The following is a 21,573-nucleotide window of genomic DNA, read 5'->3' on the forward strand; positions in this document are numbered from 1 at the left end:
TTTGTGAAATAGAGCAAAAAGATATCTGTTAACAGTATATTGTATGGCTAAAAAACAAATGCCTCTTTCTTTTTTTATCATTTCATATTAGAATAATCACAGGATGAAAAAAGAAAACGGAGGAAGAGATTATGACGAACGAACAAATTTTACAGTATATAGACCACACGCAGTTAAAGGCATTTACCACATGGGAGGATATACAGGTATTGTGTGAAGAAGCGATGGAGTATCATACTGCTTCTGTATGTGTTCCTCCATCTTATATCAAACGCATTCACGATACTTATGGAGAGAAGGTCAATATATGTACAGTAGTCGGTTTCCCATTAGGCTACAGTGTAACGCAGGCGAAAGTAGCTGAGGTGAATCAGGCGATAGAAGATGGCGCTTCCGAAATCGATATGGTGGTGAATATCGGCGATGTGAAAAATGGCGATTTCAGAAAAGTGGAAAATGAGATAAGAACGTTAAAGCAAGCTTGTGGTTCTCATATTCTAAAAGTCATTGTGGAGACTTGCTATTTAACGGAGGAAGAGAAAATTGCTCTGTGTAAAGCGGTAACTGCGGCAGGTGCTGATTATATTAAGACTTCTACGGGATTTGGGACAAACGGTGCTACATTAGAAGATGTGAAGTTGTTCAAAGAAAATATCGGCCCTAATGTGAAAATAAAAGCAGCAGGCGGAGTGAAGACGAAAGAAGACTTGGAAGTTTTCTTAGGAGAAGGCTGCAGCCGCATTGGCACGTCATCCGCAGTAAGCATACTAGGCGGCGGAAAGGCAGAAGGATATTGATGGCTCAGGGAATTCAGAGACGTCTTGCCGCTTTACGCAGTAAGATGGCAGAAAAGAAGATTGATTATTATATGATCCCCACTTCGGATTTTCATGGTTCCGAAAGTGTGGATGACCATTTTAAAGTGAGAGAATATTTTTCTAACTTCACAGGTTCGAACGGAACCCTCGTTATAGGAGCTGAAACGGCAGGGCTTTGGACGGACGGCAGATATTTCATTCAGGCAGAGAAAGAGCTGGCAGGAACAGGAATCACACTTTTTCGCATGTTCGAAGAAGGTGTACCGGATATTCCGGAGTTCTTGCAATCGAATATGGGAGATGGGCAGACGCTTGGATTCGATGGAAGGGTCGTAAGTACTAAAGAAGGAAAGTCGCTGGAAGAAAAACTAAAGGATAGGAATATTCGTTTCGCTTATGCGGAGGACGTGGCGGATGGATTATGGGAAGAAAGACCGGACTTACCGAAACATGAAGTGATGGTACTTTCGGAGGAAATCAGCGGACAGAGCATGCAGGAAAAGCTTCGCGCAGTACGGGCGGCTATGAAGGCAGCAGGTACAGAATACCTAATGTTAAGTAAACTGGATGATTTGATGTGGCTCATAAATATCAGAGGAAAAGATGTGGCTTGCAATCCGGTGGCGTTATCCTATGGTTTTATTACACTTCATGAGTTTTACTTATTTATACAACAAGAGGAAGTGACAGAAGAGTTCGCGCGTTATGCGAAGGACAATCTGATTGAAATCAGAGATTATGAAGAAGTAACAGATTTCCTGCAAAGATATGATTATAAAGGCAGGGTATTTGTGGATGAAGGCAATTTAAATTATGCCTTATATAAGATTCTGACGCAGCGGGCCGAGTGCCAGGCTGGTGATAACCCTACAGAAAGCTTGAAAGCGGTAAAAAATCAGACAGAGCTTTCCCATATGGAAAAGGTGTACCTTAAGGATAGCGCTGCGGTTATTAAATTTATTTATTGGCTGAAGAAGAATGTGGGAAGAGAAGAGATAACTGAGCTTTCGGCAGCGGAATATATGGATGGTCTGCGAAGAGAAATCGATGGATTTCTCGATTTATCCTTTCCGACGATTAGCGCATATAAGGAAAATGCGGCAATGATGCACTACGATGCTTCGCCTGAGAGTGCGAAAAAAATCGAAGCGCTGGGAATGCTGCTGCTGGATTCCGGCGGACAATATATGGGTGGAACGACCGATGTAACAAGAACCATAGTTCTCGGTGAAATCGATCCGGAGATAAAGAAACATTTTACGAAGGTGGCAGTAGGAATGCTGCAGCTTACGGCAGCTAAGTTCTTATATGGTTGTACAGGAAGAAATCTGGATATCCTGGCAAGGCAGCCCCTGTGGGATATAGGCATTGATTACAAATGCGGAACCGGACATGGCATCGGTTATATCTTGAATGTTCATGAAGGACCTCAAGGCATACGATGGAGGTATGCACCGGGAATGAAGGATGCAGTGCTCGAAGAGGGAATGGTGATTTCTAATGAACCGGGGGTTTATATCGAGGGCAGTCATGGTATCCGTACGGAAAATATAATCGTAGTGAGAAAGGGAGAGAAAAATACAGATGGGCAATTCATGTATTTCGATACCCTTACCTTCGTTCCTATCGATAGGGATGCTATTGATACGGCATATATGCAGCCGGCGGATATAGAAAGGCTGAACAGATACCATGAAGAAGTATATACAAGAACAAAGGAGTATCTGACAGAGGAAGAAAAGGAATGGTTAAAGGAAGTGACAAAGCCTTTAAAAATATAGAAAAATCCATGCTTTCCATTATTTAGAAAAGTAAAATGGAAAATTAGCTGTTGTATTTTATGATTGGGTTGGATATAATATTATTAACCTGAAATGTTCGACAACTCTTGTTATTTTGAACCTACAGATACTTTAAACGGGATTCCTACATCATCTTATAGCTGTCAAGCCCCCACTCGCAAGAGGATTGGAGGGGAAGGCAAAAGTAAGGTTGCGGTCACCCACCTAGCATTGCTAGGAGTCAAAGTACAAGAATCGGCATTTTGGGGATAAATGTAGGATTCTACGAATGAAAAAAGCAGCCGTATTGGCTGCTTTTTTCCAATGCAGAATGTAACTGTTCAGTACCCTCACAGCTACAAAAGCAAAGATTGCTTTGTGAAAATCCATTAAAATCACCTCCGGTGATGGGATTTTCATTTGCTATTCCGCGTTTTCTTACGGTCCGCGCAGTAAATGCGCAGACCTGCTGAATAGTTACTGCAGAATACATAATGGGTACTGGCCGGGAGATTTTTAATGAATAAAAAGTTTTTAATGGATAAAAATAACAAGTTATTTCTAAAAACGCTGTTTTGTATTATAGGCATACTTATTGTCGGATACATATTAGTCGTTAGTTTATGCATCGGCATTGTCAGACAGCCTGAGGGAGAATATATAAGGTTGCAAGATGCCAGGATATTAGCTGAGGCACTATGGGAGGAAAATGCGGATTCGATAGATGAGAGGAATGCGGCAGGAGATGCCCTTTTAACATACGGACAGTTTTTAACGTTAGTTCAGGAAATATCCGTTAAGAAAGGGAGCGGTGAATGGAAAGATGAACAGGGAAATGTGATTGGGGATCTTACCAAATGGTGTGAAAAAGAATATAAAGGGAAGTATAAAGAGGAGATGTATGTTCTGAAAGAGGACTGGTATTCCTTTTATGAGCGACTTCTCATTGCCTATGAGATGAATTCTGAGATTATGCTTGTAACTTCAGTTGTGCTTGGGAGCGGCGAGGAAGTGACGGATCAGGATGGAAATACTTTTGGCAGCAGAGAAATGCTGACGGAAGAAGGGGCGTTTTCTTTTCGCTCCGATTCCTTTTTGCAGTATAAATATCAGACAGTGAAGGCTTATCGAAAAGACGATGTTTTTCTGACGGTTTATGAACCGGTGAGCCGGGGATATCAGTTGGTAAATGCGTGGATTATGGAGGCCAGGGAGAAGCAGTTAAGAGTATTTCTAAAAGGATATGAAGTTAAGATTGCCTATGAACGGGCAGAAGAATCTGCCAGAGAGCAGGTTGCGGATTTAGAATTTGCGGATGGCAAGCTGCAGTCGGTGACGGTAAAAGAAGAGAAGCTAAGCGGAAAGCTATTAAGTGTTTCGGAAGAGGGAATTGAAATAGAAGGATACGGCAAGTATCCGGTTAGAGATGGGATGAAAATCTATAAGCTTTATGGAAAGCTCGAAGAATGGGAACAAAAGGATTTAAGCATTGGCTATAATTTTACGGATTTTGTTTTGGAAGATGGCTCCATTTGTGCAGGGCTTGTCACGAGACAGGAAGCCATGGAGAATATTCGTATTGTCATAAAGAATACCTCCTTTACCAATGCATATCATCAAAAGGTGGAGTTGACGGCGGATACGGATTTTGTAATTACCTATGGCGATTACAAGGAACCGAAAAAGCAGGAGTATAAGGCAGGAGAAAAAGTACTTATCGAAGAAGGAAGCGAATACCTTGGAGGAGAGCGCATTTACGTAGAACCTCTGGCACTTACGGGCAGAATCCGCTTGTTGTCCGTGGAACGGTCACAAGGAACGCCTTCCTATCGTGGGAAAATGGAAATAACAAAAGCGCCGGATGGGTTTGTTATCGTGAATGAAGTGCTGTTGGAGGAATACTTATATTCGGTCGTTCCCAGCGAGATGCCGGCCTCTTACCCGATAGAGGCATTAAAGGCTCAGGCAGTATGTGCCAGAACATATGCCTATCGACATATGTTAAGTTCCGGTATCGCCAGATTCGGTGCTCATGTGGACGATAGCGCCGGATACCAGGTATACAATAATATTTCGGAACATGCGGATACGACAAAAGCAGTAAAAGAGACCACAGGTCAGCTATTATATTATGGAGAAAGTTTATGTGGTTCTTATTATTATTCCACCTCCTGTGGCTTTGGTGCGGATAGCAATATATGGAAATCGGACACACCGGAAGACTTGTCTTATCTCGTACCCGTGCGAATAGGAAGGGAAGAGGGAACGTATACTGGAGAAGCGATGATGGATGAGGATACCTTTTCTTCTTTCATCGGTCAGACCTTCGATTCCGATTATGAAAGAGAAGAGGCTTGGTATCGATGGAATTATGAAGTGACGAAGATCGATACAGAGAAGATTCTGTCTATCCTCCAAAAACGTTATGAGGCCAATGAGAAACTTATTCTGACGAAGGAAAAGAGCGGGAGCTTTGTGGCACAGCCTGTAAAAAAACTGGGCGATATCAAAAATATATATATTGAGAAGAGAACATCGGGAGGTGCTGCCGATGAACTTATTATTGAGGGTACGAAAAATACATATAAAGTCATCTCGGAGCATAATATCCGTTATGTGCTCAATGATGGAGAGAGTATGGTGGTAAGACAGGATGGCAGCCAGATAGCATCGCCGACCCTGCTTCCCAGCGCTTACATGGTTCTTACTATTGGCAAAGAGGACGGTATTGTGGTAGGATATAGCTTAATCGGTGGCGGCTATGGGCATGGAGTGGGTATGTCTCAGAATGGTGCCAAGGCCATGGCGAATGCAGGATTGGATGCGAAAGAAATTCTTTCCTTTTTCTATCAATCGTGCGAGATTCAGAATGCTTACGATATATCCGGTGATTAAAAAACACCGGATATATCGATGCCTCCGGCGGATGCACACTCGCACGAAGTAGTGTTTTGTCGCAAAGCGACCGGGCTCGGTGCAGACGGCGATTAAATCGCCGTCTATATAATAAGATTGGCGGTAAATAAAAAGATGTTAAGAAGAGTTATTTATATTTGTAGAGATTTCAATCGACAGACGAATAGGAAAAATATTAGTGCATTTGCATCCAGCACTGCATTTTTCTTATTTCTATCTTTAATTCCCATGCTGGTTTTGCTCTGTGCCATCATTCCGTATACTTCGATTACGGAGGCTGCTCTTATGAGATTTATTACGGAGATGACACCGGATATGGTGGATTCCCTCGTTGTATCGATTATTGGAGATGTATATGACCAGTCGGCAGGTGTAATTTCGATTGCGGCAATCGCTACGCTTTGGTCGGCGGCAAAAGGAATGCTGGCCCTCATTAGGGGATTGAATGAAATTAACGATGTGGATGAGAATAGAAGTTATGTGGTGCTCCGTGGAATTGCTTCTTTTTATACGATATTGATGCTTCTTGTTGTTCTATTGTCGCTTGTTGTGATGGTATTTGGTAACGCATTAGTAGCCGGTGTGATAAGAAGTATTCCCCAGAGCAAAAAGGTATTTGACTTTTTAATGCATTTTCGACTGCTGTTTTCCTTCTCCGTTATGATTTTAGGATTTACGATGATTTATGCTTATATACCGAATAAAAAGCTGCGTTTTACCTGGCAGATTCCCGGTGCTGTATTTTCTGCGGTCGTGTGGAATGTCTTTTCCTGGGCTTTTTCTATATATGTGACAAGAGTTAATGACTTCAATACCTATGGGAATCTGGCGACCATCGTTATTATTATGCTTTGGATGTATATGTGTATGTATATCATTATGATAGGGGCCTTTATCAATCGGTATTTTGGCCCGGCTTATCAGTTCTTGTTTGGCCCTTTGAAAAAGAAGGGACTTGACAATCGCTGAAAGATTCCATACAATAAAAGGCAGTTAATTAGAGTGGTTGTAATAAAATAACAGTAGAAATGCTATGAAGGTGTTAGTAGAGTTACATTTTCTGTCAGAGAGAGGAAGTCATCGGCTGAAAGCTTCCCCCAGTTCAAATGTCACTTGAGATTCCCACCGGAGCAGCCTCATGAACAGCTATCTGTGATTGCCGTAGCAATCGAGATGGAAGTAGTGAAGGACGTTAATCACGCGTTATGTGAGAAGAGAGTCTGTGTTAACAGGAATTCGGGTGGTACCGCGGAATAATTTCGTCCCTGACATTACATTTAGTAGTGTTTGGGGACGTTTTTTATGTAATGGGAAAGTGCTCCTATTACATAAGAATGCGCAGCTACGCGCATGGAACAAAAGGATCAGGGCTAGGGTGCGCGACCACGCGGTAAATTGAATAGAGAAAGGAAAAATCATGAGAGAGAGATTAGAACAAATTAAGGCAGAAGCCCTTAAACAAATTGAGTCAAGTGATGCACTGGAAAAGTTAAATGAGATTCGAGTGAGCTACCTTGGAAAGAAAGGTGAGCTTACCGCAGTTTTAAAAAGCCTAAAGGACGTAGCCCCGGAAGAGAGGCCTAAGGTTGGACAGTTCGTCAATGAGGCAAGAGAAGAGATTGAAAAAGTATTAGAAGAATACAAAGTAAAAATGGAACGTATGATTCGTGAATCTAAAATGAAAGAAGAAGTGATCGATGTGACGCTTCCTGCGAAGAAACAAAATGTGGGACATCGCCATCCGAATACGATCGCACTCGAGGAAGTGGAGCGAATCTTTGTGGGGATGGGTTATGAAGTGGTGGAAGGCCCTGAAATAGAAAGGGACTACTATAACTTCGAGGCTCTTAACATTCCTGATGGACATCCGGCGAAGGATGAGCAGGATACCTTCTATATTACCGGAGATATTCTTTTAAGATCGCAGACTTCTCCTACGCAGGTACATGAAATGGAAAAAGGATACCTGCCTATTCGTATGTTGGCGCCGGGAAGAGTATTCCGTTCCGATGAGGTGGATGCTACCCATTCTCCTTCCTTCCATCAGATAGAGGGATTGGTTATTGATAGAAATATTACGTTCTCAGACTTAAAAGGAACCCTTGCAGAATTCGCAAAAGAGTTATTCGGAGAAAGCACAAAGGTGAAATTCAGACCCCACCATTTCCCGTTTACAGAGCCCAGTGCGGAGATGGATGTTTCTTGTTATAAATGCGGAGGAAACGGATGCCGTTTCTGTAAAGGCTCCGGCTGGATTGAAATCTTGGGCTGCGGCATGGTACATCCGCATGTTCTCGAAATGAGCGGTATTAATCCGGAAGAATATACAGGATTTGCATTCGGTGTAGGTCTGGAACGTATTGCGTTGCTGAAATATGAGATCGATGATATGCGTCTGCTTTACGAGAACGACATCCGTTTCTTGAGGCAGTTCTAGTGTTACCTGGTACCCATAAAATAATAGGGCGTCAAAAGGCATTTGGCCTCATGATACCTACGGATTGCTACGCACTTTGTGCTCTCGCAATCCCAACCCTAACTCAAGTTAGGGTACAACATTCGAAATCTGCCCTATTCGGGCTACTTTCTCATGTTTTGCGGGTCACAAAGTCATGTTTTCTCATGCAAGCATGAGACATATGATCTTTTGACCCTAGTATCATAAAATGAAGGAGAATAGAAGATGAATACAGCATTATCATGGATTAAAGCATATGTACCGGAATTAGAATGCACCGATCAGGAATATTGTGATGCGATGACATTGTCCGGAACAAAGGTAGAAGGCTATCAGCGGTTAGATAAGAACTTGGAAAAGATAATAGTGGGACAAATCGATAAGATTGAGAAGCATCCCGATGCGGATAAATTGATCGTATGTCAGGTAAATGTAGGAAATGAAGTTGTTCAAATTGTTACCGGTGCGCCCAACGTGAAGGAAGGCGATAAGGTACCGGTAGTTCTTGACGGAGGCAAGGTAGCAGGAGGACATGATGGAGGAGCTCTTCCGGCAGGTGGAATTGAAATTAAGGCGGGAAAGCTGCGTGGAATTCCTTCCTTCGGTATGATGTGTTCGATTGAAGAACTCGGAGCGACCAGGGAAATGTATCCGGAAGCGCCGGAATACGGTATTTATATATTCGAAGATGATGTGATTGTCGGGGCGGATGCTATCGAAGTCTTAGGCCTTAGAGATACCGTATTTGAATATGAGATTACATCCAATCGTGTAGATTGTTATAGTGTACTCGGTATTGCAAGAGAAGCGGCGGCTACCTACAGAAAGCCTTTCCTTATACCTGAAATCGTAGTGCAGGAGAATGGCGAAAAAGTAGAAGACTATATATCCGTTGAGGTGCAGGATCCTGACTTGTGTTCCCGCTATGTGGCGAGAGTCTGTACTAATATTAAAATAGGTCCCTCACCGAAATGGATGCAAAGACGTTTGGCAGCGAGCGGCATTCGTCCCATTAATAATCTTGTGGATATTACGAACTATGTAATGGAAGAATACGGTCAGCCGATGCATGCTTTTGATCTGGATACCATTGCGGGACATAAAATTATTGTCCGCCGTGCGAAGGATGGAGATGAGTTCCAGACGTTGGACGGTCAAGTGAGAAAATTGGATAAAGAAGTGCTGATGATTTGTGACGCGGAGAAAGAAATAGGTATTGCCGGAATTATGGGAGGCGAGAACTCTAAAATTACGGATGAAGTGAAAACAGTTTTATTCGAGGCAGCTACTTTTAACGGCACCAATATTCGTAAATCAGCCAAAAGGATCGGACTTCGCACCGATGCTTCCAGCAAATTTGAAAAAGGGCTTGACCCGAACAATGCAGAGGCTGCGATTAACAGGGCTTGTCAATTGATACAGGAGCTGGGCTGCGGAGAAGTGGTGAGCGGACTTGTGGACGTATGTGCGCCTGTCAAGGAAAAAGTACAGATTAAGTTTGAGCCGGAGAAAATTAACAAATTATTAGGCACTGATATTTCGAGGGAGGAAATGCTCCAGATTTTCGGGATGATTGAGCTTACCTACGTAGAAGAAACAGGAATGCTTATAATTCCTTCCTTCCGTCAGGATATTTTAGGATTTGCAGATATCGCGGAAGAAGTGGCAAGGTTTTATGGATATGATAAGATTCCTGTATCTCTTCCCCGCGGTGAGGCTACAACCGGAAAGCTCCCCTTTAAATTACGCATTGAACAAAAAGCGAGAGATATTGCAGAATTCTGTGGTTTTTCGCAGGGAATGTGCTATTCCTTTGAAAGTCCGAAAGTATTCGATAAGTTATTAATTACACAGGACAGTGAGTTGAGAAGAGCAATTACCATAGCAAATCCTCTCGGTGAGGACTTCTCGATTATGAGGACTGTTTCCTTAAATGGAATGCTGACCAGTCTTGCTACGAATTATAATAGAAGAAATAAAGATGTAAAATTATATGAGCTTGGTAATATTTATGTAGCGAAATCCCTTCCTCTGACGGAGCTTCCTGATGAGAGAATGCAATTTACACTCGGTATGTATGGCGAGGGTGATTTCTTTACGATGAAGGGTGTTGTAGAAGAGTTCTTTGACAGTATCGGCATGAATAAGAAGGTAGCTTATAATCCGGAAGCAGGAAAGTCCTTCCTTCATCCCGGACGTCAGGCAGAGATTGTCTATGAAGGAAAGATTGTGGGTTATCTGGGAGAGATACATCCGGAGGTATGCGATAACTACGATATTGGAACGAAGGTGTATGTGGCAGTGCTGGATATGCCCGAGGTAGTTCCCTTCGCAACATTTGATAGAAAATACGAAGGTATTGCGAAATATCCTGCCGTATCCCGCGATATCAGTATGGTAGTTCCGAAGAATATCCTGGTAGGACAGATTGAAGAAATGATTGAACAACGAGGCGGCAAGCTTCTGGAGTCATATCAGTTATTTGATATTTATGAAGGGGCACAGATTAAAGAAGGCTTCAAGTCAGTGGCTTATTCCATTACGTTCCGTGCAAAGGACAGAACCTTAGAAGAGGGAGATGTGAGTGCGGCTATGAAGAAGATATTGAATGGACTTGAGGGCATGGGAATTGAGCTTCGTCAATAAATAAGATGGATGATAAAAATAGGTAATTACGAAACAGATAAGCTGCAAAAGTTTCACATATAATAAGTATAAGTTTCGTAATTACCTAAAACAATACAAGAAAGAGAGGTATGGCAGCAATCGATGCCATTACAGAATATGGAAAATAAGAATATTTGGGATACTTATAGTAAAGAGCAGTTAGAGGAATTAGAAGTTCATGCCAAAGAGTATATGGAATTTTTGGATAATGGAAAGACAGAGAGAGAATGTATCGATACTATTGTAAATACCATTGAAAAGGATGGTTATCAAGAATTACAGTCTCTTATGAAGCAGAACAAAGAATTAAAGGCAGGAGATAAGGTTTACTCAGTGTGGATGAATAAGTCGATCGTTATGTTCCGTCTGGGAAATAAGCCGATGGCCGAGGGAATGAATATTCTCGGTGCACATCTGGATTCTCCGAGATTGGATATTAAGCAGAATCCGCTTTATGAAGAAGGTGGTTTCGCTTATCTCGATACCCATTATTATGGTGGTGTTAAGAAGTATCAGTGGGTGACGATTCCCCTTTCCATCCATGGAGTTGTTGTGAAAAAGGATGGAACAACGGTGGAAATCAATGTGGGCGAAAATGAAGACGATCCTGTATTCTTCGTCTCCGACCTTTTAATTCATCTTGCGGCAGAGCAGCTTGAGAAAAAGGCATCCAGAGTAATTGAAGGAGAAGCTCTCGATATTATCATAGGAAATAAACCTCTTATTATTGATAAGAACCAGGTGGAAAACGGCAAAGAGGAATCACGGCCGAAGGATGCGGTGAAACAGGGAATCTTGGCTATCTTGAAAGAAAATTATGATATGGAAGAAGAGGATTTCATTTCTGCAGAACTTGAAGTGGTTCCTGCGGGTAAGGCAAGAGAAGCGGGCTTCGATAGAAGTATGATCTTAGCCTATGGTCAAGATGATAGAGTCTGCGCATTCTCTTCCCTTAAGGCAATGATGGAGGTGACGCAGTCAGATAGAACTGCTTGCTGTATTCTCGTGGACAAAGAAGAAATCGGCAGTGTAGGTGCTACCGGCATGCAGTCTCGGTTTTTTGAAAACGCAGTAGCAGAGGTGATGAACCTTGCGGGAGAATACAGTGAGCTGAATGTGAGAAGATGCCTGGCATCCTCTTGTATGCTTTCCTCCGATGTGAGCAGTGCCTTCGATCCTTCCTTTGCTTCCAGTTTCGATAAGAAGAATGTGGCATATTTAGGAAATGGTATGGTATTCAATAAATTTACAGGTTCTCGTGGCAAGTCCGGATCCAACGATGCCAATGCGGAATATCTGGGACATATTAGAGCAATCTTCGACAAAGAAAAGGTGAACTTCCAGACTGCGGAGCTTGGACGTGTAGACCTTGGCGGCGGTGGAACCATCGCTTACATACTCGCATTATATGGTATGAATGTTATCGATAGCGGCGTAGCTGTACTGAATATGCATGCGCCTTGGGAAGCTACGAGCAAGGCGGACGTATATGAAGCGAAACGAGGATATATAGCATTTCTTAACAATGCTTCCTTGTAAACCTTTTAGAAAGAAATGTGAAAGTTTATGAAAGATTTCAAGAAGTCTGATTTTCATTTTGAATTGCCGGAGGAACTGATTGCTCAGGATCCTCTGGAGGATCGTTCCGGCTCGAGACTCCTTTTACTGGATAAGAATACTGGAGAGATAAAGCATCAAATATTCCGGGAAGTTATTGACTGCCTGGAGCAGGGAGACTGTCTGGTGCTCAATGATACGAAGGTGATACCGGCCAGATTGCTCGGCGTAAAAGCGGATACCGGTGCAGCAATAGAAGTTCTGCTTCTAAAAAGGCAGGAAAATGATATATGGGAAGCCTTGGTAAAGCCGGGCAAAAAGGCGAAGCCGGGAGCGATTATCAGCTTCGGTGATGGCATCCTGACCGGAGAAATCATGGATGTGGTAGAGGAAGGCAATCGCCTCATTCAATTTCATTATGAAGGTATCTTTGAAGAGGTGTTGGACCGACTGGGGGAAATGCCTCTGCCCCCTTATATCACGCATAAGCTTCAGGATAAGAGCCGCTACCAGACCGTCTATGCCAAATACGAAGGTTCTGCAGCGGCCCCCACAGCAGGACTTCATTTCACCAAGGAACTTCTTAGTCTCATAGAGGGAAAAGGCGTAGATATCGCCTATGTGACCTTACATGTAGGACTTGGGACCTTCCGTCCTGTAAAAGCGGATAATATATTGGAGCATCATATGCATTCGGAATATTATCAGGTGACAAAGGAAGCCGCGGATAAAGTAAACGGGGCAAAGAAGAAGGGAAAACGAGTAATCTGCGTGGGCACAACGAGTTGCCGCACGCTGGAGAGCGCTACCGATGAGAACGGAATACTCCGTGAAGGCTGTGGAAATACCGAAATATTCATTTATCCCGGTTATCGTTTCCGCATATTGGATGGACTCATTACCAATTTCCATCTCCCGGAATCCACTCTCGTGATGCTTGTATCCGCCCTCGCGGGCAGAGAAAATGTCCTTCATGCTTATGAAGAAGCGATACGTGAAAGATATCGGTTTTTCAGCTTTGGAGATGCGATGTTTATCGGGTAATAAGCTAAATATTAATTTGTTGTATGAGAGGTTGTGCCTAAAGCACAGCCTTTTTACGTATATTTTACACAATATTAAGATAGGAGAGATAGTCGCGAAGAAAAATATACTTTACCATAAAAATAATATTGTATGTTGGGAAGAATATGGGAGATAGGTAACCCTTATGCTGATAGTACCGGATGGAGAGGCAGGACAGAAATGGCAAATATGGAGAAAGAACTTAGAGATATTATCGCGGAGGAAAGAATACGGCCGGTATTTCAGCCGATTGTTTCTCTCAGGGATGGCAATATTCTGGGATTTGAAGCATTGAGTCAGATAGAAGGAAGAACGGATATTATCAGCGTAGCGGAATTGTTTGAACAGGCAGTCCTACAGGGGAGGATATGGGATCTGGAGCAGCTTTGCAGGACGAAAACTTTGAATATGTTTTTTGAAAACGGATGTTATAATAAAAAGCTTTTTTTAAACGTTAATCCGCTTGTGATGCATGATGCAAAGTTTAGACAGGGGTTTACGAAAGAGCATCTGGAGGTTTATCATGTTTCTCCTGATCAGGTGGCGATAGAAATAACGGAACAAAGTGCTGTTAAGGAAAGCGAAACATTTCAGGCGACGGTTACGCATTATAAGGAACAGGGATATGAGATTGCGCTGGATGATGTGGGCTCTTGTTATTCCGGATTGAATTTAATCTGTGATATTAAGCCGCATTACATAAAGATGGATATGAAGTTGGTTAGGAATATTCATAATGATAGTATGAAACGTGCTCTAGCTAAAAGCTTAGTAGGGCTTACCGATAGTTTGGGAATGTTTTTGATTGCAGAGGGGATTGAAGAAATAGAGGAATTAAACACTCTTATAGAGATTGGAGCCCATTATGGACAAGGATATCTGCTTGGGCGGCCTGGAGAAATAATAGGAAAGGTTGATGAGAGTGTTCTTTCGATTATAAAAAAATGTAATATGAAGAAAAATAGCGGAATCAGTCTCGGGGTTGAAAAGTATTACATAGATAATATTAGTACGAGAGGGAAGACAATTCCGGCACAGATGGTGGTAGTGGATGCTGCCATATTATTTGATAAAAATCCTGATATACAGGGAGTAACGGTACTTGATGGTAACAAGGTAGTAGGAATAGTGACAAAGGATAAGTTGAATCAGTGTTTGGGAGGCAGATATGGTTTCAGCCTCCATCAAAGAAAGAAAATAGGTTCCATCATGGAAAGAAGATTTCTGGAGGTGGATTATATGACGTCTATAAGTGTTGTTGCGAACACAGCTATGGAGAGAGAGAACGAGTGCCTCTATGACTTTATAGTGGTAACTAACAAAGGGGAATATTCAGGAATTGTAACGGTGAAGGATCTTTTGCAGAAGACAATAGATATTGCGGTGACGGCAGCAAAGCTGCAAAATCCGCTGACAGAACTACCGGGCAATATTTTGATAAAAGATGAAATCGAGAGGGTAATGCGTAACGAAGAAGAGTATACAGTTATATATTTTGACCTAGATAACTTTAAGGCTTTTAATGATGTCTATGGTTTTGGAAAGGGAGACTTAGTAATTAAAGAGTTTGCCAACATATTGAAGCTGAATACATCCGAGGAAGACTTCGTGGGTCACATTGGCGGAGATGATTTCGTGGCTATATTCAAACATTATAATTGTGAGTATCTTTGCACGAAGATTGTAAGAGACTATGAAGCAAGGGTACATAACTATTACGCTTCGGAAGATAGAAGAAATGGCTACATTGAGGCAATGAATAGGCAGGGGGCAATGGAACGCTTTCCTTTATTATCAGTAACGGCAGCAATGGCGGATAACAGGGAAAAAGAGTATTTTTCAGCAGATGAGATAACAGAAGTATTGGCGGCCAGAAAGAAATATAAGAAAAATCAAAAAGGAAAATTAGTAATGTAAGTATCAAAACATCCATATCAGCATAATCCTTTACAAAATTCAAATAATGATTTATTATAATATAGATTATACTTTAAGGACCTATTTATTCTACGAAGGGGAAAATGTACCGGTATTTTGGGACAGAAGGATGGAAAGACATGGATGTTGAAAAGATGAGAAAGTATAGAAGACTGAATCTTAACTCCGAGCTTGTAGTGCAAAGAATCGATAATGCGCAGAATCAGATGATTTCTATTAATATCTTCGATATTTCTAAGGCGGGGATGGGATTTCATTGTGAGGAAGAGTTAGAAATGGATTCTGTGTATGAATCTAATATTATGATTTGGACCAAAGAAGTGATTCATGTTCTTCTTAAAATTGTCCGGATTGAAGAGTTGGAAGATTGTTACGAATACGGTGCTACTTTTATGGGGCTTTCAGATGTTGATGCATTTCGAATTGAAGTATGGGATGCGATGGAACAAGCAGGAAGTCAGAGGAACGAAGAGGTCTGATAGCAATCTGCCCTTACATATTTAATGCATAGAATAAATCCCCCTATATGTCGATATCGTCCGACGTATAGGGGGATTTTAAAGCTTTGGTTTTACTCAGTATGTTTGTCCAGAGTGAAGTTATTCACCATCTCATTTAATTTCTCAGACTGAGCGAGTGTTGCTTCCACCATATGGTAAGTTTCGGTGGTGAGAGCAGCAGTTTGTGCATTGTTAGAAGCGACAATACTGACACCCTGGCTAGTTTCGCTGATTGCAATATTGATTTGATGAATGGAGTCTGCAATCTTAATCATTGTGCTATTCAGTCCATCGATGGATAGATCGATGTCGGACATAGTCTTGTTGATAAAGCCGGCATCTTCGGAATATTGTTCGCTGACAGTAACAAAACTTTCATAATCGGCAAGCACTGTCCGATTGAGAAAGTCCAAAGCCGCGGTTAAGCTGGATGTCATTTTGCCAATTGCGGTATTTACTTCGGCGACAATAGTAGTAATATTAGTCACTGTCTTGGAAGACTGGTCCGCAAGTTTACCTATCTCGCTTGCTACTACAGAGAAGCCCTTGCCTGCCTCGCCTGCCCTCGCTGCTTCGATAGAAGCATTCAAGGAAAGAAGGCTAGTCTGGCTGGAGATTTCCATAATTGTTTCCGTCAACTCGTTGATTTTAGAAACAGATTTTGAACTGGCAATAGCAGATTCTGTCTCCGTCTTGACTGTTTCATACATTAACCTTGTCTTCTCGGTTGCAGCCAATGTACTTTTCTTAAGAGTAAGAGCACGTTTCATAATCTCATCTGAGAATCCTACTCCCTGTGTTGCCTTTTCATTGATGGCAGAGGTATTCTCTCCCATAGACTGAATTTGTGTGCTAATGGCCTCCGTATTTTCAGCGGTGGATTCCATACTGGAAGAAAGCTGTTCCGCTGCGCTGGAAGTTGTATTGGCATTGTCATTCATTGTATTGGCTATTTCCAGCAGCCTTGAAGAGTTATTGTTAATCACATCAGATGTTCCGGAGATATCATGCATCATACTGCTGAAAGCCTGGCGCATTTTGGATACTGCGCGTCCCATGGAACCTGTTTCATCTCTTTTCTTCAGAAGATAATGATAAGAATCATCTTGTGAAATATCGAGATCGGCAGTTTTGTTGACAATTCGGGTGATGACCTTAAGAGGCGTTGTGATGGTAGTGGCAAATATATATCCGAATGTTGATAGGATAATAACAATAATAATACTAATATTTACCGAGCTTTTACGCATCTCGTCGATAGGAGTCAGTACGGAATCCTGATGGATGGCAATGCAAAGAATCCAATGGTTAAGGCTTGAAATCTTGTAAGCAATGTATTGACTTGTCTCGGAATCGGCAATTACCGTAGCTTCCGGAGTATTCTCTGACTTGATATCGGATACCAGACGATGAATGAAATCAGAGTCCGCACGTTTGCCAATGAGCTCTTTATCGGGATGATAAATATATACCCCGTTGGCATCGAGCAGATAAGCATAGCTGGTATCAGAATTAAATACTCTGATATCGGATAAGGTATCCGATAGGAGAGAGGCTTTCACATTGGTAAACATCACCCCGGATAAAGTTCCTTCATCGATATGGCTGGATTGAGGAACTCCGATGGAAATCAGAGGCTCTCCCGTTATATCATCAGAAAAGACGTTGCTTTGGGCAGGTTCATGGTATTTCATTATGTAATTGATAAATTCCTTATCGGAGTAATCAGTTCCTTCCATATCAGCATCGGTACTTCCCAGAAGTGTTAATGTTTCTGCATCTACGAAGCTTATACTTTCATGGGTAGGATTCTGGTCGAGATACTTATTGAGGGTTGCATGGACTTCTTTATAATATTTTGTACCGTGATTGATATTATAGGCATAGAAGTTTTCAGAGCCGTTCAAATAAGTAAGTGTGGAGTTGTATTTTTCGATGGATTGTTCAATATAATTATTCTGTGCTTCCACAATCTCCAATAAGGTAGCTTCCGTATAGCTCGTTAGCGTATCTTTCGACAATCTGCTAAGGTAATTGTAATTAATAAAGACGGCCAAAAGGATAAAGATAACGAGAACGAAAGTAATTTTGGTTCTTATAGAGAGTAAAAAATCTCGTTTGCTTTTCTTGCTATTTAGTAGTTTTCCTTCCTTTGCTTGTTTTAGTTGTTTTGTTTGTTTGGATTGTTTTGCCTTTGAACTGTGTTTCCTTTCCTTATTTGCCTTTGTTTTGAGCTGCATTTTTGTAGTACCCCCTGTTCTAAAATATGATCAAGTTGCCTACACCTATTATTGCGATTATTGTAGCATTTTCTGCAAAAAAATACAACCGGCCGGTATAAAATAGGCCAGTTGTATATGATAGTAAAAGAGCCTATGTGCAAATTGACGAAGCCAAGTTGCGTATGAGGCTTTTGACGCTCTAATCCTTTAATATAATTTCTGCAAATCGGAGTAAAAAGAAGGATAACTAATAGAAACACAATCACTGTTTTTAATCTCGCTTTCCCCATGTGCGATAAGGGCGGCGATAGCAAAGCTCATGGCGATACGGTGATCGTCATAAGAGTCGATAACGCTTCCGTTCAGGGGATTTCCGCCTTCAATTCTCATGCCGTCCTCAGTTCCTTCTATGGAGCACCCCATAGCGGATAGATTCTCTACCATAACGTCAATACGGTTGGATTCTTTCACCTTAAGTTCTGCGGCATCCTTGATAAGGGTGGTTCCGCTGGCTGCAGCAGCCATCACGGCGATAATGGGAAGCTCGTCAATAAGAGTAGGAATAATATCTCCTTCAATCGTAATACCATGTAATTCACTGTAAGCAACATGGATATCTGCCCTGGGTTCTCCTTCGTAGTCTTCATTTAGTAAGGTAATCTTTCCCCCCATCGCTTTTGCTACTTTTAAGATACCGTCGCGGGTCGGATTGATGCCTACATTTTTAATAAGAATATCGGAACCGGGCACGATAAGTCCTGCGGCTATGAAGTAAGCGGCAGAGGAGATATCTCCCGGTACGTTAATCTTTTGCCCTTCCAGAGAGGGGTGCGGTTCCAAAATAGCGGTAGTGCCTTCGGTCCATACCTTTGCACCGAAGGTACGAAGCATAAGCTCTGAATGATTTCTACTGATGATAGGTTCTGTTACCTTTGTGATTCCATCGGAATAAAGACCGGCAAGGAGAATTGCAGATTTCACTTGGGCAGAGGCAACTTTAGAGTGATAATGAATGCTGTGCAGCGGTTGTCCCATAATCCTAAGCGGTGCACAGTCGTTGCCTGATAAGCTTTTGACATCGGCACCCATCTCAGAGAGCGGTTCCATAATGCGTTTCATAGGGCGCTTTTGTATGGAAGCATCGCCGGTAAGCACACTTTCAAAGGGTTGTGCAGCAAGAATACCGGAGATTAAACGGATCGTCGTGCCACTGTTTCCCACATCCAGAACATCAGAAGAGACGGATAGGCCATTCAAGCCTTTTCCATGAATTATGATCCTCTCGGGTTCGTTCTCGTTTCCGGTGAGATTATCAATTGTAATTCCTAGCTTTTGGAAGCAGGAGATAGTGGACAGGCAATCGGCCCCTTGTAGGAAATTAGTAATTTCTGTTGTTCCAAGGGCAAGAGAGCCGAACATCACCGCTCGGTGGGAAATGGATTTATCGCCGGGAATTGCAACTTCGCCCCGTAGCCCGGCCGCTTTATCAATTTGATGGAATCTCATAGATGAAATCCTCCTTATTTTTTCTCGTAGATGGTGTATCCTCGATTAGTCAATAGAGGTATTGCTGTATTAACGGCTGATTCCCCATAGAATTCGATGCGAAGGACACCTTCTGCAAGTTCCCTGTTGTGTACGATACCGATGTTCTTAATGCTGATATTGTTAAGGGCAAGCATCGTCGCAATAGAAGCGAGTGCACCAGCTTCATCCGCAATATCGATCGTAATGGAATAGGACTTCTTAATCGGGCCGCTGGAAGTCTCGATAAAGGAATCCCGGTAAACTCTTGCACTGTCAAAAAACTCGTAGAGAAAGTCTGCATCTTCTCGTATAAGCTGTTCTTTGATACAGGAGAGCGCTTTAATATAATCATCCAAAAGAGACACGATATTCTCGGTGTTCGTCAGACAGATTTGCTGCCACATATCAGGAGAAGAGGACGCGATACGCGTAATATCTTTGAAGCCGCCGGCAGCAATCATTTTCATAATACCATCTTCTGAGTCAGAATCCCTGACGAGATTGACGAGAGAAGAGGCAGTAATATGAGGGAGATGGCTGATGGCAGCGGTTACGTAATCATGTTTTTTAGCATCAAGAACAAGAGGGATCGCACCCATAGAGAGAACGAGACTTCGATATTCCTCCACCCTTTCATTGGATACACAGCCTGAGGGAGTAAGAATATAATATGCATTTTCTAATAAAATGGGTTTGGAATTGCTGTAGCCGAATCGTTCGCTTCCCGTCATAGGATGACCGCCGATAAATTGAGCAGTCAGACCGAGTTCCTCTACATGACGGTGAATGCCGCTTTTTACGCTTCCGACATCTGTGAGAGTGCAGGACGGTGACAGGAACTGTTTTAGCATTGTTAGATTTTCGTCATTTTTGGAGACCGGCGCGCATAAAAAGATATAGTCACACTTCGAAAAAGAAGCATCAATAAAAGAACAGGTGACATCCACAACCCCATCCGCTTGTGCCTGGGTCAGGGAGTCACCGTTTAAATCGTATGCGATAATAGTGGTATTAAGGCCGGAAGCCTTGAGCGCCTTAGCGATGGAGCCGCCAATTAGTCCAAGGCCGATAAAGCCCAGTGTTAAATGCTTCATAAAGAAATCTCCGCGAGTTTACGTCCCATTAAGTCACAAAGAGGTTTTAATTCCTTGGTCAGCTTATCGAAATTTCCAAAGGTTAAAGACTGAGGACCATCCGAAAGCGCGCAGGAAGGGTTATCATGTACTTCTATCATTAAGCCGTCTGCACCGCAGGCTACAGCCGCTTTTGCCATAGGAGGGACATACTTGTAAGCACCTGTGGAATGGGAAGGATCTGCAATTACCGGAAGATGGGTCTTTTCTTTTAAAACGGGAATAGCACTTAAATCCAGTGTATTCCTTGTAGCAGTCTCAAAGGTACGGATACCGCGCTCACACAGCACTACGTTAGGATTACCCTCTGCAATAATGTATTCGGCAGCGTTCAGCCATTCATCGATGGTAGCGCAAAGGCCTCTTTTTAAAAGTACAGGCAGGCCGGAGCGTCCGGCTTCTTTCAGCAGAATAAAGTTCTGCATATTTCTGGCACCGATTTGAATCATATCGACGTATTTTACGGCAGCTTCGATAGCTTCCTGGCTCACGACTTCGCAAATAGTGGAAAGGCCGGTTTCCGCCTTGGCAGTCTGCATGTAGCGAAGACCATCCTCTTCAAGTCCCTGGAAGGAATAGGGGGAAGTTCTCGGCTTGTAAGCTCCTCCGCGGAGGATTGAGGCACCTGACTGCTTCACGGCACGAGCGATACACATAAGCTGTTCTTCAGATTCCACGGCACAGGGACCAGCCATAATGGTCATGGTATCCGGACCGATATGAGTATTACCTACTTTGACAATGCTTGGATCGGGATGAAATTTCTTATTGGCGAGCTTGTAACTTTCCGTTACGGAAACAATATGGTCCACATCTTTGAAGCTCATCAGATTTTCAGTGGGCAGTTTGGATTTATTACCAACGATACCGATAATAGTAACTTCTTCTCCTTGGGAGAGATGAGTCTGTAAGCCGTTCTTTTCAATATAGGAAATGACCGACCCGATACTTTTTTGAGCGGCATTTGGTTTCATTACAATAATCATAGTTT

The 21,573-nt window shown here is 42.5% G+C and carries 14 protein-coding genes, 1 other RNA gene and 1 other annotated feature; of the genes, 11 read left to right on the top strand and 4 right to left on the bottom strand.

The features are described from left to right. The first annotated feature begins 131 nt into the window (after window positions 1-131). The 11 genes from deoC (at window position 132) to RBB56_RS16605 (ending at window position 15,679) form a co-directional block, all read left to right on the top strand. Window positions 132-797 carry a deoxyribose-phosphate aldolase gene (gene deoC / locus RBB56_RS16555; RefSeq protein ID WP_306720063.1) on the top strand — a complete coding sequence of 222 codons (666 nt, stop codon included), beginning with the start codon at window positions 132-134 and terminating at the stop codon, window positions 795-797. Beyond that, window positions 797-2,599, top strand: coding sequence for an aminopeptidase P family protein (locus RBB56_RS16560; RefSeq protein ID WP_306720064.1), 1,803 nt, complete (start codon window positions 797-799; stop codon window positions 2,597-2,599). Before deoC ends, RBB56_RS16560 begins: the two co-directional genes overlap by 1 nt. An 82-nt stretch (window positions 2,600-2,681) precedes the next feature. Beyond that, window positions 2,682-2,873: non-coding RNA, 6S RNA (gene ssrS / locus RBB56_RS16565), on the top strand. 245 nt (window positions 2,874-3,118) lie between these two features. Beyond that, complete coding sequence (locus tag RBB56_RS16570; protein ID WP_306720065.1) at window positions 3,119-5,494, top strand: SpoIID/LytB domain-containing protein; 2,376 nt, start codon at window positions 3,119-3,121, stop codon at window positions 5,492-5,494. Window positions 5,495-5,629: 135 nt separating this feature from the next. Further along, complete coding sequence (locus RBB56_RS16575) at window positions 5,630-6,484, top strand: YihY/virulence factor BrkB family protein (protein ID WP_306720066.1); 855 nt, start codon at window positions 5,630-5,632, stop codon at window positions 6,482-6,484. Between the two features lie 55 nt (window positions 6,485-6,539). After that, window positions 6,540-6,785, top strand: a binding site (T-box leader). A 147-nt stretch (window positions 6,786-6,932) separates the two neighbouring features. After that, the gene (pheS, locus tag RBB56_RS16580) at window positions 6,933-7,952 is read left to right on the top strand and encodes a phenylalanine--tRNA ligase subunit alpha (protein ID WP_306720067.1); all 1,020 of its coding nucleotides are present in this window, start codon (window positions 6,933-6,935) and stop codon (window positions 7,950-7,952) included. Window positions 7,953-8,198: 246 nt separating this feature from the next. Further along, a complete protein-coding gene (gene pheT / locus RBB56_RS16585) occupies window positions 8,199-10,619 on the top strand; it encodes a phenylalanine--tRNA ligase subunit beta (RefSeq protein WP_306720068.1) in 2,421 nt (806 codons plus the stop codon). A 138-nt stretch (window positions 10,620-10,757) separates the two neighbouring features. Next, on the top strand, window positions 10,758-12,179 hold the full coding sequence (locus tag RBB56_RS16590; RefSeq protein ID WP_306722198.1) for an aminopeptidase: 1,422 nt from the start codon (window positions 10,758-10,760) through the stop codon (window positions 12,177-12,179). Between the two features lie 27 nt (window positions 12,180-12,206). Next, a complete protein-coding gene (gene queA / locus RBB56_RS16595) occupies window positions 12,207-13,241 on the top strand; it encodes a tRNA preQ1(34) S-adenosylmethionine ribosyltransferase-isomerase QueA (RefSeq protein ID WP_306720069.1) in 1,035 nt (344 codons plus the stop codon). Window positions 13,242-13,373: 132 nt separating this feature from the next. Further along, the gene (locus RBB56_RS16600) at window positions 13,374-15,179 is read left to right on the top strand and encodes a GGDEF domain-containing protein (protein ID WP_306720070.1); all 1,806 of its coding nucleotides are present in this window, start codon (window positions 13,374-13,376) and stop codon (window positions 15,177-15,179) included. A 140-nt stretch (window positions 15,180-15,319) separates the two neighbouring features. Next, the gene (locus tag RBB56_RS16605) at window positions 15,320-15,679 is read left to right on the top strand and encodes a PilZ domain-containing protein (protein WP_306720071.1); all 360 of its coding nucleotides are present in this window, start codon (window positions 15,320-15,322) and stop codon (window positions 15,677-15,679) included. Window positions 15,680-15,771: 92 nt separating this feature from the next. Here RBB56_RS16605 and RBB56_RS16610 read toward each other — a convergent pair whose 3' ends face one another. From RBB56_RS16610 to aroF, 4 genes are all read right to left on the bottom strand, one after another. Next, window positions 15,772-17,940 (bottom strand): methyl-accepting chemotaxis protein, encoded by a 2,169-nt coding sequence (locus RBB56_RS16610; RefSeq protein ID WP_306720072.1) that lies wholly within the window; start codon window positions 17,938-17,940, stop codon window positions 15,772-15,774. 189 nt (window positions 17,941-18,129) lie between these two features. Next, on the bottom strand, window positions 18,130-19,428 hold the full coding sequence (gene aroA, locus RBB56_RS16615) for a 3-phosphoshikimate 1-carboxyvinyltransferase (RefSeq protein WP_306720073.1): 1,299 nt from the start codon (window positions 19,426-19,428) through the stop codon (window positions 18,130-18,132). Between the two features lie 14 nt (window positions 19,429-19,442). Further along, the gene (locus tag RBB56_RS16620) at window positions 19,443-20,543 is read right to left on the bottom strand and encodes a prephenate dehydrogenase (protein ID WP_306720074.1); all 1,101 of its coding nucleotides are present in this window, start codon (window positions 20,541-20,543) and stop codon (window positions 19,443-19,445) included. After that, entirely contained in the window at window positions 20,540-21,568 is a 1,029-nt protein-coding gene (aroF, locus tag RBB56_RS16625) for a 3-deoxy-7-phosphoheptulonate synthase (protein WP_306720075.1), read from the bottom strand. Before aroF ends, RBB56_RS16620 begins: the two co-directional genes overlap by 4 nt. Between the last annotated feature and the right edge of the window lie 5 nt (window positions 21,569-21,573).

Origin of the sequence: Kineothrix sp. MB12-C1 (assembly GCF_030863805.1) — a bacterium.
In the GTDB taxonomy this organism is placed as follows: Bacteria; Bacillota; Clostridia; order Lachnospirales; family Lachnospiraceae; genus Kineothrix.